Genomic DNA, 15131 nt, shown 5'->3' on the forward strand with positions numbered 1-15131 from the left:
GTTTAACTTAATTTTAATATATGGATTCAAAACCACAACAGACCAAATGGTCGCAATTTTTATCCTTAATCGTAGTTTTTTTCTTTTGGGGATTTGTTGCAGCAAGTAATGACATTCTTATCCCGGTTTTTAAGAAATGGTTTGTACTGTCACAAGTGCAAAGTCAGCTTGTAGCCTGGGCATTTTATGTTGCTTATTTTGTAGGATCTGTCATCTTTTTTATCATTTCTTTAAAAAGTGATATCCTTCAGAAATTCGGTTATAAAAAAACACTTGCGGTTGGTTTAGTCCTGTCTGCATTTGGAGCATTTCTATTTGTTCCGGCTGCTGCTGCAGCCAATTTCTGGTTTTTCTTAGCAGCTTTATTTATTGTAGGACTTGGTTTTTCTGTACAGCAGATTGTTGCTAATCCACTTGCAATCAAAATGGGAAGTGCCGAAACCGGAGCACACCGTTTAACATTAGCAGGAGGTATCAATTCATTAGGAACCACCATTGGCCCTATCCTTTTGGGTATCGTTCTTTTCGGAATGGGGAACAAAGAAGATTCTAAACCCAAAGACACTCATTTAACTAAAATTGAAATCGTAAAAAAGGAATACCAAACTCATAAAGACGAGCTTTCGAAAAATATTCTGGAATTACGAAATGACAGACAAGATGACCCTGCGAAAGTAAACGAAGTCATCACAACTGTTGAAAAAAACATAGCCGATCTAGATACTCAGTTAGCATCAATTGCACAAAATACTTCTGCAAGTGATTCGCAGGTTGATGTATACACATCCAAACTGGGAGAGATCAAGCAGAGATCTACCAATATATCCTATCCTATAGGATTTGTGAAAGATCATCTGAAAGAGGTCAAAATGCCTTTCATTGTTTTAGGGATCGCTTTTATTTTGGTCGCTATCTTTATGCTCTTTTCAAAAATTGAAGACCCTGCAAAAGAAGAAGAGGCCGACATTGAAGAAGGTTCAGCTAAATTCAGCATCTTTAAATATCCGCAGCTTTACTTAGGAATGCTTGCAATCTTTATTTATGTAGGTGTAGAAGTTTCTATCATCAGTAATCTTCCTGCACTACTTCATACTAAAGAATTTGGAGGAGTTTTAGAACATAACATTGCTCCATTCGTATCTTTATATTGGGGAAGCTTAATGATCGGACGATGGAATGGCAGTATCAATGTATTTAATATGTCTAAAACGACCAATATGTTGATGAAACTTATAGTTCCTTTTATAGCATTTGCTATCATTATTTTCGCTAACGAGCTGAGTGGCAAAGACGTTTCAAGCTTTTATATTTACGCATTCTGGATTCTTGCTTTTATCATCATGAGTTTTATTGGCGGAAAAGCAGCCGGAAAAACGCTTATGATCTTTGGGATTGCTGGTGTTGTGATGATGATTTTAGGTTTGGTTTATCCAGATAAAGAAATTGCTAAATATTTCTTCATTTCAGGAGGATTATTCTGTTCGATTATGTGGCCGTCAATTTTCGATCTTGCTATTGCAGGACTTGGGAAAAATACCGGAAAAGCATCTTCATTCTTAGTAATGATGATTTTGGGTGGCGGTATCATCCCTCTAGTTCAGGGATGGATTTGTGACTTTGATAAAACAAGTCCTGAAGGTGTGATGGGAATCACTTGGACTCATTTTTCTTATGTAATCCCGATTCTTTGCTTTGTATATCTTGCATTTTATGGTTTTGTAACACCAAGAATCCTTAAAAAGCAAGGAATTATTATGGGCGAAACAACATCTGGTGGACATTAATATTATAAAAACATATCATAAAAAAAGATTTTGGGCAGCTATTTTAGTTGTCCAAATTCTTTTGTTCTTTATATTTTCAAAGCTGAGATTCGTGATTTCCGCCTTTGAAAGCTTTTTTGAAATTCAAAAAAAAATACATAAGCTTTTATTTTCTTGGATTCCGTTTTCAGTTGGAGACGTATTATATATTTTGTTGGGAATTTTTCTTTTCTATTTTATAATTAAATGTTTTAAGAAGAAGAGTAGAAATGAATCACTTTTGAAAATACTGATTCTCATCAACATCTTTTATTTTACATATCAGATTTTTTGGGGAATGCTTTACTTTCAAAAACCGATTATTGCAAAACTTCCCGAAACAGAAATTACATTAGAAAAAAGGAAGAATTTAGCTCTAAAATACCTTGAAAAATGCAAACAGACAAGATTGCTTGTCAATGAAAATCAACAAGGAGTTTTTAATGCTTTAAATATCAAAAATATTCAGGTTGAAATTCTGAATCAGCAAAATAAACTTCCATCTTTCATTTCTGATAAAAAGGCAGACAAAGTTAATTCTATTAAACCAAGTTTATTTAAAAATGTAATGAGTTTTACGGGCATCTTGGGATATTACAATCCTTTCACCGCAGAAGCTCAATATAACGCCGAATTACCGTCTTCTTACCTACTCTTTACTCTAGCTCATGAAAGTTCTCATCAGCTCGGATTTGCCCGTGAACAAGAAGCAAATTTTATCGGATATTTAATTGGCATTAATTCATCTAATCCTGAACTTAGATACAGTACCGAATATTTTACTTTAAAAAGCCTTTTGAACTCTATTATATATGAAGATGAAAATTTCGTCAATAATGCGCTTAAAAACTATTCTGCAGGAATGAAAAGAGACAGGACTTATGAAAGAGAGTTCATCTTACAACATCAAGGATGGCTTAATGATTTTTTCGGGTTTACAAATAATCTATTTTTAAAAAGTAATCAGCAGGAAGGTTCGGTTACTTATTCTTATTTCATTGATTTGTTAGTTCGTTACGAAAAGTGAAAACAAAAAAAAAGAATCGTATCAGGCGATACGATTCTAAAAACACAAATGATGAAAAAAAATTTATTACCTTGACTTGTTCCCTCATTCAAGGCTTTGTAAAAATACAACAATAATTCATATTTCAAAATCCCATTCCCTAATTTAATTAAACTTTAAGAAAACTTTATGATTTTTTAAGTTCACACTATTTATTAATCTCTTTCAAATGATTTACTTATTAATTACATTTCGCCATTATATTTGAAAATATATTAAAAAAAAATGAATATACTATTAATTTATCAATAAGAAACAAGTATCATTATATTAAATTTACTATACAAAATCACTATGTTTTTTTATTGAGATTCTAAAAAAAATCCATTTTTGAAATAAATTTTAAAAGCATTGTGGCAATTTGCGGTAAAAAAACCTGGAAAAAAAGTAAAATTTTCACTTAAAATATTAATTCATTACTTTAGAATGAAAATTTAATCAAATTTTGTAAAATTTTCCTTTAGAATCTTTAATTAAAAAGTGTGCAATCGTTTACCTAAATCAATAAATTTTAAACCAAAAATTAAGTTTCAAATATTATTATCCAATTGTAAAGAAATAATGACCTTTTTAGTATAAAAAATCAGAAGAGAATATATATAAACGACAAAACCCCTATTACTAGGGGTTTTTACTGTAGCGAAGACGGGAATTGAACCCGTGACCTCAGGGTTATGAATCCTGCGCTCTAACCGACTGAGCTACCTCGCCTTTTTGGTGGTGCAAATATATAAAATATTTAACATTTACCAAAATTATTTTAGATTTAAATATGATAAAACATCGCCTACATGGTCTGGTTTACTGATAATCTTATTGTTAGCATCCAAAATAAAATAGCTTGGTGTTGCATGTACATTATAAGTTTCTGCATAAGAACTATTCCAACCTCTCAATTCTGAATCATTAATCCATGGGAAGGCTACAATTTTCTTAGTGTAAGAATCTTTATCAGAATCTAAAGAAAGTCCAATAATCTGAATATTTTTGGCTTTCATATCATTATACTTTTCCAGAAGTTTAGGAAGTTCGCTTTCACAATGAGAGCATGTAGAAGACCAAAATACTATCACTTTTTTATCTGCTTTTACATCAGCAATCGATTTTGCAGTCGTATTAACCGCAGATTGGAATTTGTAATTGGGAAATACCGCCCCAATTTCCACATTAGCATTAGACTTTATAGTTGATGCCAATCTATCTGTAATAGTACATTTCAGATTTTTTGCGAGTGTCAAATATTTATTTTTAAACTCTGCCATCTCATAGATATCAAAAATATCAATCAATTCTGATAAAACGGTTTGTCCGCGGGGTGTTTCTACCTTTAACTTGTCTAACAATTTATCTACAGACTGCCCAACATTGGCATTACCCCCATTGTTTAGAAAAGACACTAAAATTGGCCTTACTAATGATGATGATTCAAGCATGTCATTTGACTTATCAAAGAAATCTATTACTTCATCTTGGCTAACTTTCTTGGTAGGATCGTTTGATAAAAATTTTGCGTAATTGGTATTGTAATAAGAGACAAAAGGATGCTTAGAAAAATCAGCGGTACTTGCTCCGGAAAGTCTTCCGATTTCTGTAGTAAGTGCTTTACCAAAATCTGTATTGTCTTTATAATATTCTTTTATCTGAGCCAGCGCAGGAAGTATCATTTCCTTTTTTTGAGATGACTCCTGAATACTGTTCATCAATTCATTGGCTTCATCCTGATAAATAACATTTTTAACTTTGTTATTAAGAGTTTCTAACCTGATGCTGACATTTTTATTTTCAGAAATAAAGCTGACGCTGTTATTGGTACTCGGAAAGAAAACCTTCATCATCCCGGAATAGTTTTTGGGATATTTAAAAGTCCATGAATTATTCTTGTTGAGTTCTTTGGTAACGATGATGTCTTTAGAACCATTGAGCGTATATAAAATTGCCTCTTGCTCCTTGAAGTCTGCAGGCACCTGAATGTTTACAGAAAATTGTGCCTGCAATGAGAATGCACACAACATTCCTGATACTACGAATATCTTTTTCATATGTAGATATTAAATCTTTTTTTAAGGATTGTATAAAATTGTATATTCTTCATGAGTGCCTGTATTTTGCATCATCACAATTTTATTATGTAAAAATAAAAAAACTCTCTGACTAATCAGAGAGTTTCAAATATTTTAATAAAATTTTTATATTTTTTGCGCCTTGTATTTTTTAGCAAAATATGCAATCATCAAAATGGCTGCGATTACTAAAACATAGACGTACATATCAATTGGTGATGCTGGTCTTTCACAAGGCTCACCTGGAAAACATGGAGTACCTGGTGTATTTTGTGCACTACCTAGACCATAGACTACCAAAAAGAGAAGAGGTAATATTTTTTTTACAAGAAATTTCATGTCTTAGTTTATTTTATTAATATTTTGCTATTTACTATAGTTCCGTCGTTACCTACTACTTTTACAACATAGAAAGCCTTAAGACTTGAATCTAATTTTATAACGTAGTCTGAATCTGTTTTCACAGATTTTTCAGAAATAACCAGTTTGCCGCTTGCATCGAATACCTCAATAGATGCAGATTTCCAATCTGAATCAAAACGAACTATGTAATGATCAATATTAGGGTTATAAGTAACCAATGTTCTTGACTTTTTAGTTAAATCACCCGTGTTTAAAGCGCCTTGTGTTTGTGGAGTCCCATAATAAAGACCAAAATTAGAAGTATTTACAGGAATAACTGCACCTTGATAAATTTGTGCAGCCTGACCGTTACCTACACTATAGTAAAATCCTGTACCACTAGATAAAGTATGAGTATTATTAGGAATCAAAACAGTATCATCTCTAACTTCAAATTTAAGTGAAGCTACATTCTGACCAAATATGCTTAAATCAATTCTTTTCCCTTTATAATTACTCTCATTAGCCTCATTAATATATAATCTATATGCAGAAGAATAATTAGAATCTACTCCTCCATTCACACTTTCTTCAAATGTCTGAATCATTGCAGATGTAGTAGAAGTCATTGCTTGTACCGAACCAAGACTTGGGTTAGTAATATTACCCGTAGTAAAGTGAGGTGCTACAACATAGAAAGTTTCACCAATCTGATTTCCTGCAGCGTCAAGCGCCAATACACCTAACTGTTTTATACTACCTGAGTTTGTGTTCTTAGACGCCGTTACTGAATAAGGATTAGCAGCATCTTCCGTTCTTGCTGTAAATGCAAACCTTCTTAAGTTATCGAAATCTAATGTATGAGCTGTAGCAGTTCTCAGTTTTATTTTAAAAGTATTCAAAGGCTTGATAACCAAACTAGGTAAATTACCAGTAGGTTTTCCAGATGAATCAAAAGTAACCTTTTGAGCTTCTGCGTATGTTGCAGTTCCACCTGTATTTGAATTCCAAGTAACATTTTGAGGATCAACAATTACACCCCAAATATTTGATATATTATTATTATCTGTAGTTGCACCTGCCTCTACAAACCCTATCATAGATAAATCTATATTGGTAAGAAAAGGGTTAGAGTATTGATACAAATATTTTCCAAACGTTGGTGCCGTCCATGCCGGAATAGGATCAAATGCATCACCGATGTAAGTATTATACCTCTCTTGATATACATTTCTATTGTTACCACCTGTTCCAAAAGATGCCGGAATAGTAGAAGGAGTTAAACTTACAACATTGGTTCCAACAGCAACACTACCCAAACCATCTCCATCTGCAAATGGTCTACCCTTCACAGTACTTAATGTAGTAGGAACATAAGTACTGGTTCCAACAGCATAATATGCTGTTCTATCAGCTAAAGATGTTGTAGAACTTAAACCAATTGTAATACCTGCAACACTTGCGTTAGGAATTGGAGTTGGAGGAATTATAGAGCCATCAAATCTTAAGTTCGTATTGCTCCATTTTAGAATTTCTCTACCATTCCATCTAATTTCATCAAATCCTCCACCTAACTCTGAGCTCAGAGAAGCAAAGGTTTTATTGAAAAACGGAACACCAAGTTGCTGATATGCACCATGTTTTGTAGCTGCATACTCTTTATCAACCGATCCTGTTATGTTATTCTGTGGAATCCCTTTAATGTAAAGCTGTCCATACGTAGAAGTAACCGGAGTACCTGGTGTATTTATTCTAAGAATAACATTGGTAGGGTTTGGGGTAACTGATGTACCACCTGTTCCATCAGTAGGTATCATTTTAATACCATCAGCAGTAGTACCTACAACCATCATGTTACCATGAAGGTCAATAACTCCACTGCCTCGAGATTGCAGTCCTCCACCGTTATAAACGAGAGTTCCTGCACTTACATACATTTTAGCCGTGTCATCTACATGTAGTAGAACATTCTGCGCCTGAACAGAATAACCAATTGCTAAAAGTCCTATAGCTAATAAATTTTTTTTCATTGTATATTATTTTTTTGTGTTAATACAATTTTCACCGACAAAGATATAACAATTTTTCAAAAAAAAGTTAAATTCACTTATTAATCAAAATATTATCTTCCGTTAATGTGATTTCTTCATCTTCTCCTATCGAAAACATATAGTCTTCTAATACTTTTTCTGTAGTCCCTCTTAAACCTCTTGCGCCTAAACCTTTTTCCATGGTTTCTTCTACAATTTTATCAATTGAGCTTTCTGTAAAGATCAGTTTAGTACCATCCATCTTAAAAAGTTCAACAAATTGATTGGTAATAGAATTTTTAGGCTCAGTCATGATTCTTATCATCGTTTCTTTAGTCAATTTCTCTAAATAAGTGATGATTGGAAATCTTCCCAAAAGTTCAGGAATTAATCCAAAAGAACGAAGATCAATAGCATTAAGATTTGTTAATATATAATCATCCTCTCCTACTTTGTTAATTTTTTCTGAACTAAAACCAATTGCCTGTTTGTTCATTCTTCTTTCGATAATTTCTTTGATACCATCAAAAGCTCCACCCGCAATGAAAAGAATATTTTGGGTATTTACCTGAATGTATTTTTGATCCGGATGTTTCCTCCCTCCTTGTGGCGGAACGTTTACAATACTTCCTTCAAGTAACTTCAATAAACCTTGCTGCACACCTTCTCCTGATACATCTCTTGTGATGCTTGGGTTATCAGATTTTCTTGCAATTTTATCAATTTCGTCTATGAAAACAATTCCTTTCTCCGCCTTTTCTACATCGTAGTCAGCGACCATCAGAAGTCTTGACAGAATACTTTCTACGTCTTCACCCACATACCCTGCTTCAGTTAAAATCGTTGCATCAACGATACAAAAAGGAACATTCAGTTCTTTAGCAATGGTTTTTGCCAATAAAGTTTTACCCGTTCCTGTCTCACCGATCATGATGATGTTAGACTTCTCAAGCTCAACCTCCCTGTTTTCTTCTTTTGCGTGAAGCAATCTTTTATAATGATTGTAAACAGCAATTGACAATTGTTTTTTTGCCTGATCCTGCCCGATTACATACTGATCAAGAAACTCTTTTATCTGCTTTGGTTTTTTTAATTCATCAATTGTTTCTGCAGGAGAATATCCTGTAGGAGAAACACTTTCTTTTACGATAGAATGTGCCTGCTCGATGCAGTTTTCGCAAATAAATCCGTTTTGTCCTGAGACCAACATTTGCACTTCATTTCTTTTCTTGCCACAGAAAGAACATTGGTTTGCATTCATTTTAATTTAAATATAAGAAAGAAAATCGCAAAAAATTACTTTTTCACGACCTCTTGTTTTGTTAAGAATTAATTATTGAATTTTGAATTTCTGTATATTCTTCTACAGATAACTTCAGCCGTTCGTTTTTAAAATTCATATCTTCTACTTTCTGCAAAGGTATCAGATGAATATGAGCATGAGGAACTTCAAGCCCTACTACAGCTACTCCAACTCTTACACATGGAACTGCATTTTTCACTTTTTTTGCAACTTCCTGAGCAAATCCCCAAAGGTTTTTGTACTTATCACTCTCAAGGTCAAAAATCAAATCGACTTCCTTTTTGGGAACGACCAATGTGTGACCTTTCACCAAAGGCATTGCATCTAGAAAAGCAATAAAATCATCATTCTCTGCAATTTTGTAAGCAGGAATTTCGCCGTTGATGATTTTTGTGAATATTGAACTCATTGTAAAAGTTATAAGTTAAGAGTTAATAATTTGAATTTTCCTAAAGTGTAATTTCTAATACCTCGAAAGACAATTTATTTCCGTTTGGCAAAATAATTTCGGCAGTTTCGCCAATTACTTTTCCTAATAAACCTTTTGCAATAGGTGTATTGACAGAGATTTTACCAGACTTCAAATCACTCTCGTTATCCGGAACCAATTTAAAAACCTGCTCTTTTTTGTATCATTATTCATCAATCTCACCGTTGTTAAGATTGAAACTTTGGAAGTATCAAGCTGAGTTTCGTCAATTACTTTAGAAGTCGTTACAATATCTTTTAGTTTAGAAATTCTCATTTCCAACATTCCTTGTGCTTCTTTGGCTGCATCATATTCTGCATTTTCAGACAAATCTCCTTTATCTCTTGCTTCTGCAATCTGTTGAGTAATTTTTGGTCTCTCTATTTTTTCCAATTGCTCAAGCTCGGCTTTCATTTTCTCTAGTCCTTCCTTAGTTACATAGCTCGCCATAATTTTTAAAATTTAGTTTTAGTATAAAAAAATAATCCGACATTTGTCGGACAATGTTTTTGCGTGTTAATCGTTATTGTTTTACAAATATATAAAAATTTATCTTCTAATGAAAAAAACTTTCTCAATCATATCATTTTTCATCTTACTGACTTTCAGTTTATTAAATGTAAACTCATGCGGTAGCCGTGAAGATACGGTAAGTTGTTTTCCCAACTCTCCCATTAATGTAAATTTGAACTTAAATCTTCCTACTTATAACAAGCTCAACTTCGTGGGACAGCCTATTTACATCGATGAACAACAATCCGGAACACGCGGACTTATCATTGTAAGAACACAAGATTCTCCGGCATCTTTTAAAGTGTATGACCGAAACGCACCTCACCTTTGTCCAGATTCTAATACAACATTAGAAATTAAAGACGACATCAGTATCATCTGCCCAAAAGATAACGCAACATGGATATTATATTCAGGCCAGCCAACCGCTATCTCTTCAGTTCCTCCAAAGACTTATTTCTGGAATTATGACGCCGGAACCAAAAACTTAAATATTTACAATTAAATGAAAGCTGTCATCCAAAGAGTTTCTGAAGCGAGCGTAAAAGTTGACGGTAAAATTGTTGGAGAAATCGAGAAAGGTTTCATGCTCCTTATCGGCATCGACGAACAAGACGAAAAAACCGACGCCGATTGGTTGATTCAAAAAATCTTAAATCTCAGAATTTTCGGAGATGAAAATGAAAAACTCAATCTTTCTATAAAAGACATTTCAGGAGAAATTCTCTGCATCAGCCAATTTACATTGATTGCTGACTACAAAAAAGGCAACCGCCCCTCCTTTATCAAAGCTGCTAGGCCTGATAAAGCAATTCCTCTATTCGATTATTTCAAAGAAGAAATCGCAAAATCCGGCTTAAAAATCGAAAGCGGAATCTTCGGCGCAGACATGAAAGTTTCATTAATAAATGATGGTCCGGTTACCATCGTAATGGACTCTATTTCTAAAAACTAACTCTACACACACTTTTCAGGTTAAAATCAACACAATAATTCACTAACGAGAATTATTGTGTGCCACATTTATATCCCACAAATTTGAATAGTAACAAAAGGTAACATTTAGAATAAATCAACGTAAACATAATTATGTGAAATTTTCATTAAATAATCAAACTTATTTTTGTTTTATACGTATTTTTTTAGTTAAATTTAACAATCCAAAACTAATACAAAAAATATGAAAAAACATTATTTATTACTCTTCCTATTGACAATGGGATGTGGAATCAGTGCACAAGTGGGAATTAATACATCGAATCCCAAAGCAACATTAGATGTTCACAAGCGAACAGAATTGACATTTGCAGATGGAATAATACCTCCTAGAATTTCTGGTGATTCATTACAACTTAAAGATGCCGCTTATGGTCTTCCACAAAACGGTGCAATTGTTTTTGTAACCAGCCCGGTTACTACAGGATCAATAAAAACACAAGGTGTATCTACCACAGGTTTTTTTGTTTACGATGCGAGCTACACCCATCCTGGAAATCAATTAGGCATATGGAACAAAATAGCTACCACTGATACAAGTTTAGCCAGCAGTACGTATGCAGTCAAAGCCGCCGGTAACCTATCCCTTCTAAGTTTATCATTAAATCTATTAGGTTCTAATGTTAACTATATCCCATTAACCAATACTACCACGACAATCTACAATGTTGAGATACCATCTGCACAAGTAAACAATAATATATATACTGTACCAACTGATGGTTTATATCAAATTAATTATAGTTTCAGAACCGGACAGGGTGTTTCAGCTGAATTATTATCAGGTGCACGCCCAGGATTAATCATTACAAAAACAACGGGAGGTACTACTACAGCACTTGATTACAGATATTTTGGCGGTGTTAATTTGTTAGATTTATCTGGACTTTTGGGACTCTCTCTTGTCGTTGCGAATGTCACTTTAACCCAAGGACAAATAAGTCACATTTACAATTTGAAAGCTGGCGATATTTTAAGGTTTGGAATTGTACAAGGAGGCCTTAATTTGGGATTGATAACAGACAAATCAGCAGAATTATCTATTTATAAAATAAGATAAAAACATTTACTTAAAATAACTACGGCTTTCTCAGATGAGAAAGCCGTAGTTATTTATTATGTTATTAGAATTACCTCACCGGCACACTACTAAAATTCAATGCCACTTTCAGATTCATATCAGAAGATGTTTGATTTTTTAGTTCGTAGACTGTTCTTACTGTAACTCCGGTGCTTTTTACAACCTCATCTAAAAATCCTGTCTCGTTGTTTAAGTCTAAATTTAAACTTGATGAATTTGAAGATATATCAGATCTTGAAGCCACTAATCTTTCATTAGTCCCGGTAGATGAAATGTAAACCTTTACTGATTTTAAAGCACTCAGATTACCACCCACCGGAGAAACCACTGATATTTTAGCATCAGAAATTCTAACATCTTTGATCTGTGCATTATTGTTTCCGCCAAACCAAGTCTGAACATTAGTTGCTGTTGCTGTTGACGAGACTTCTTTGTTTGCAGGAACTCCCGTAGAAACTAAAACATTTGCCGTATAAGGAAATGTATTCTGAATAACCGACTGCACGGTTCCGCAACTTACCAAAGCTGTTGAAACAATGATTGCTGCTGAAAATATGTTTTTCATAAATAGATATTTATTTTAAGGTATCATGTTACCATCATTTGTATAAATACAATTTTGAAACTGATGACTTCATAACAATTAAATTTTAGAAGTTTTGATTTGCAGAAATTATACCAAATCTATTCTACGTTCACAGAAAAACTGCCTGTGGTTTTACCGTCTGCCATATTATTTTTCCCGATAATCAACCACAACTCGCCAGATGATGGAACATTATAGGTAATTTCTCTCATAAAAGGTCCATCCATTTTGCCGTCAGGAAGTTTGATTTGATTAAATCTGATATTAAAATCCTGCTGTTTTGTGGTAATCTTTGCTGTAATTTTAGACTTAGTGAAATTAGCAATCTTCAAAATCAACTTATCATGTTTGTCCGTAAATTCTTCATGGATTTTAAAAGAACTGCTTCCGTCTTTCGTTATGATGATTACTTTATCTTTTTCTTCTCTTATCAATTCTTTATTGACAGAATCTTTTTTGATTAAAGAATCACTTTTAGGCATATTTGCAGAATCTAACCTCGACTGAGGAGTTGGTAACTCATTGACAACCAAAGAATCTTTTTGTGCCATATCCGATACCACCGCTTCCTTTTTGCATGATAAAATCATTAAAGGAATAATTAATAAGATTGATTTTTTCATTTGAAGATTTTTTACGAAGAAACAAATCTATTTCAATTACCTTATTCACGAATGGTTTCATAGTAAAGGATTTTCGAAAGAAATGTCTCTGATTTTTCAGTTTTAACTTTTTCTAAAATCTCTTTTTTCAACGGTGTGTTTTGTTTTTCTTCAGCATATTTCAACAAATATTTTTCACTGAAATTGATGGATTGCAAATGATAATTAATGGCAAAATCATCTCTCTTCATATTTTGAGAAGTAATCAATCCGCCCCAATTGATGTAACTACAAGCTAAAATTGTTCCATAAAAATACCAGATCATGGCATTGAAAAGAAAGACATTCTTTTTTCTCATCTGAATTTTGACAAAGGTCATTACGAGACCAATTAATGATAAAATAAGAAAAGCATAAACACCCAAACGCTTGTAAGTAAAACCGTAATTGATGATGTATTCTGTATTTTTAAGCATTGCAGAAATAACTAAAACAGCATTCAAAACAATCCAAATTTTGACTAAAATTTTCATTAAGCCTGCCTTAGAATCAAAGTTGAAATTTGATTTAAAATAAAACATAATCACCAAAATTGCCATTACAATAGACATGATTACTGCACCTACTCTCTCATGTGTTTCTTCAGACAATTGATTAGGCGTTTTTACAGCTTCATAAAATTGCTCGTAGTTGAAAGTAATAATAAAAAAGACCAACAAAATATTTAAACAAAAAAATGAGATCACACCGCTCATTCTTTCAGAATTTAAATCTAAAAAAGAATATGTTGCTTTTTGAATTTTATCTTTAGCTTCAAATTCGTTTGCCAGAACATGGTTTTGTTTGTAAATCAATTTCTCCACAGAATAATTCCAATAATTGAAAGCTATAAAAAAACCTAAAATGGAAATACATAGCAATTGCCAAAGATCTATATCTAATTCATAATCTGTAAAAATGCTTGCAAAATGATCGCTTCCCGCAGAGTAAATTCCAAAGAAAATCGAAATAAAAATAAGCGGAATTAAAACAAATGCTAAAACTTTCTGCCAAAGACCTGAAGCATTCCGTTTCGGAAGCCATTTATCTAAATTGAAAACTCTACAGATAAAAGTAAAGCAATTGACTACAAAAACCGGGATCAGTAAAAGAATTTTCATCCTCTTGTTTTGTGAACGGTAAGAAAGAAGCAAAAGTGAACTTACCACCGCCAAAAATGAAGCAAAATCTCCGTACCACGCAAAAGCAATACCCGAAAAAATGCTGGTTACCAAAAGAATCATAAAGGTTCTCGTCCTATTTTTCTCAGGAGTTTTAAAAACAGTGAGTACAGAATATACAATCGCTAAAATCCCGAGGTTGAGACCGATATTTTCGTTGTAAAAAAGCGTTACAAAGATGGCGGTTGTAAGAAATATATAATGATGTGTTTTCATGAGGAATTTTTTTGAGGTTAAGGATAAAGTTGAGGCTTAGGTTAATATAAAACCGGAGTTTCTTTTTGGCGGATGAAGTCTTTGAGATTATCGAAATTTTGCCAAAGAAGTTCTTCAAAATCCCAATGATGAAAAGCTTTCATGTTTTGTCCTTTACGGAAAGCCTTTAAATAAATTTTAAGATACTCCGGGAAAACAATGGTTCCTAAAGCAAGAACTCCCAAAAGATAGGCACTACGTTTTCCGTTGCCGAAAAGCAAGTACTGCATCGCAATTTCATCCTGAACGTTGGTACTGCAATCGGTAATTAAATGATAGACGTCGTGGTTTTCCATTTTGGGAATCATTCTGAAACCGTGATTGTGGTAAAATTCACCTAACGTTCTACCCAATGAATCTTCATTGAAGCTCAACAGTTGTTTTTCGTTGAACTGCCACTGTCTTTTTTTCTTTTTAAAATATTTCCTGTACTGTCTTTGTGAATTCTCGTACATGAAAACGATAAAGCGGATGCGTAGTTTTTTCATAGTTATGTATTTTTAGATTTAATTCAGATTCAATCCGATCACTGCATATAGTATGGCTATTGGAATATTTATAGATATATAACCAATTGCACTTAAGCAATATTTTAACTGTTCTTTTTCAAACAGACCGTAGACAAAAAGAATAATAACAATTAAAAGATTGATGAGCGTGCCGTAAATCAAAAGTAAAAATCCCAAAATTGCAAAACTGTCAAATTTTGTCAGCAGATATCCGAACAAACTGATGTTTCCCAATATTAGAAATAGAGCAAACACACATTTTCCAAAATAAATAAAAGATTGATTTTTCATTATAAT

15 protein-coding genes, 1 tRNA gene and 1 pseudogene are annotated in these 15131 nt (G+C 33.0%); 5 read left to right on the plus strand and 12 right to left on the minus strand.

Annotated elements, in window-relative coordinates; genetic code table 11:
- The first annotated feature begins 20 nt into the window (after window positions 1–20).
- Together EAG08_RS21975 and EAG08_RS07930 are read left to right on the plus strand one after the other, a co-directional pair.
- Complete coding sequence (locus EAG08_RS21975) at window positions 21–1784, plus strand: MFS transporter (RefSeq protein WP_228446823.1); 1764 nt, start codon at window positions 21–23, stop codon at window positions 1782–1784.
- Window positions 1785–1875: 91 nt separating this feature from the next.
- Window positions 1876–2829, plus strand: coding sequence for a DUF3810 domain-containing protein (locus tag EAG08_RS07930; protein WP_228446824.1), 954 nt, complete (start codon window positions 1876–1878; stop codon window positions 2827–2829).
- A 676-nt stretch (window positions 2830–3505) separates the two neighbouring features.
- Here the strand turns inward: EAG08_RS07930 and EAG08_RS07935 are convergent.
- From EAG08_RS07935 to greA, 7 genes and pseudogenes are all read right to left on the minus strand, one after another.
- Window positions 3506–3579, minus strand: a tRNA-Met gene (locus tag EAG08_RS07935).
- A 44-nt stretch (window positions 3580–3623) separates the two neighbouring features.
- Window positions 3624–4907 (minus strand): TlpA family protein disulfide reductase, encoded by a 1284-nt coding sequence (locus EAG08_RS07940; RefSeq protein WP_129534974.1) that lies wholly within the window; start codon window positions 4905–4907, stop codon window positions 3624–3626.
- A gap of 147 nt (window positions 4908–5054) precedes the next feature.
- Complete coding sequence (locus EAG08_RS21515) at window positions 5055–5267, minus strand: signal peptidase (protein WP_185145187.1); 213 nt, start codon at window positions 5265–5267, stop codon at window positions 5055–5057.
- An 8-nt stretch (window positions 5268–5275) separates the two neighbouring features.
- A complete protein-coding gene (locus tag EAG08_RS07950) occupies window positions 5276–7300 on the minus strand; it encodes a T9SS type A sorting domain-containing protein (protein ID WP_129534975.1) in 2025 nt (674 codons plus the stop codon).
- A 73-nt stretch (window positions 7301–7373) separates the two neighbouring features.
- Window positions 7374–8561 (minus strand): ATP-dependent Clp protease ATP-binding subunit ClpX, encoded by a 1188-nt coding sequence (gene clpX / locus EAG08_RS07955; RefSeq protein WP_129534976.1) that lies wholly within the window; start codon window positions 8559–8561, stop codon window positions 7374–7376.
- 61 nt (window positions 8562–8622) lie between these two features.
- Window positions 8623–9012, minus strand: coding sequence for an HIT family protein (locus EAG08_RS07960; RefSeq protein WP_129534977.1), 390 nt, complete (start codon window positions 9010–9012; stop codon window positions 8623–8625).
- Between the two features lie 40 nt (window positions 9013–9052).
- Window positions 9053–9522, minus strand: a pseudogene (gene greA, locus EAG08_RS07965) (transcription elongation factor GreA).
- Between the two features lie 109 nt (window positions 9523–9631).
- On the opposite strand from greA, the gene EAG08_RS07970 reads away from it, so the two are divergent.
- From EAG08_RS07970 to EAG08_RS07980, 3 genes are all read left to right on the plus strand, one after another.
- Complete coding sequence (locus EAG08_RS07970; RefSeq protein WP_129534978.1) at window positions 9632–10090, plus strand: hypothetical protein; 459 nt, start codon at window positions 9632–9634, stop codon at window positions 10088–10090.
- On the plus strand, window positions 10091–10540 hold the full coding sequence (dtd, locus tag EAG08_RS07975; protein ID WP_129534979.1) for a D-aminoacyl-tRNA deacylase: 450 nt from the start codon (window positions 10091–10093) through the stop codon (window positions 10538–10540). It begins immediately after the preceding gene.
- Window positions 10541–10801: 261 nt separating this feature from the next.
- Window positions 10802–11641: a hypothetical protein gene (locus EAG08_RS07980; protein ID WP_129534980.1), complete on the plus strand. Its 840-nt coding sequence runs from the start codon at window positions 10802–10804 to the stop codon at window positions 11639–11641.
- Window positions 11642–11711: 70 nt separating this feature from the next.
- Here the strand turns inward: EAG08_RS07980 and EAG08_RS07985 are convergent, their stop codons facing one another.
- The 5 genes from EAG08_RS07985 to EAG08_RS08005 all read right to left on the minus strand — a co-directional run bounded on the left by EAG08_RS07985 (window position 11712) and on the right by EAG08_RS08005 (window position 15125).
- Complete coding sequence (locus EAG08_RS07985) at window positions 11712–12227, minus strand: hypothetical protein (protein ID WP_129534981.1); 516 nt, start codon at window positions 12225–12227, stop codon at window positions 11712–11714.
- Window positions 12228–12346: 119 nt separating this feature from the next.
- Complete coding sequence (locus EAG08_RS07990) at window positions 12347–12871, minus strand: hypothetical protein (protein WP_129534982.1); 525 nt, start codon at window positions 12869–12871, stop codon at window positions 12347–12349.
- 41 nt (window positions 12872–12912) lie between these two features.
- The gene (locus EAG08_RS07995) at window positions 12913–14286 is read right to left on the minus strand and encodes a DUF4173 domain-containing protein (protein ID WP_129534983.1); all 1374 of its coding nucleotides are present in this window, start codon (window positions 14284–14286) and stop codon (window positions 12913–12915) included.
- Window positions 14287–14327: 41 nt separating this feature from the next.
- A complete protein-coding gene (locus EAG08_RS08000) occupies window positions 14328–14813 on the minus strand; it encodes a Coq4 family protein (RefSeq protein WP_129534984.1) in 486 nt (161 codons plus the stop codon).
- 18 nt (window positions 14814–14831) lie between these two features.
- Complete coding sequence (locus EAG08_RS08005; protein WP_129534985.1) at window positions 14832–15125, minus strand: hypothetical protein; 294 nt, start codon at window positions 15123–15125, stop codon at window positions 14832–14834.
- Window positions 15126–15131: the final 6 nt, after the last annotated feature.

Origin of the sequence: Chryseobacterium sp. 3008163, from assembly GCF_003669035.1 — a bacterium.
Taxonomy (GTDB): domain Bacteria; phylum Bacteroidota; class Bacteroidia; order Flavobacteriales; family Weeksellaceae; genus Chryseobacterium.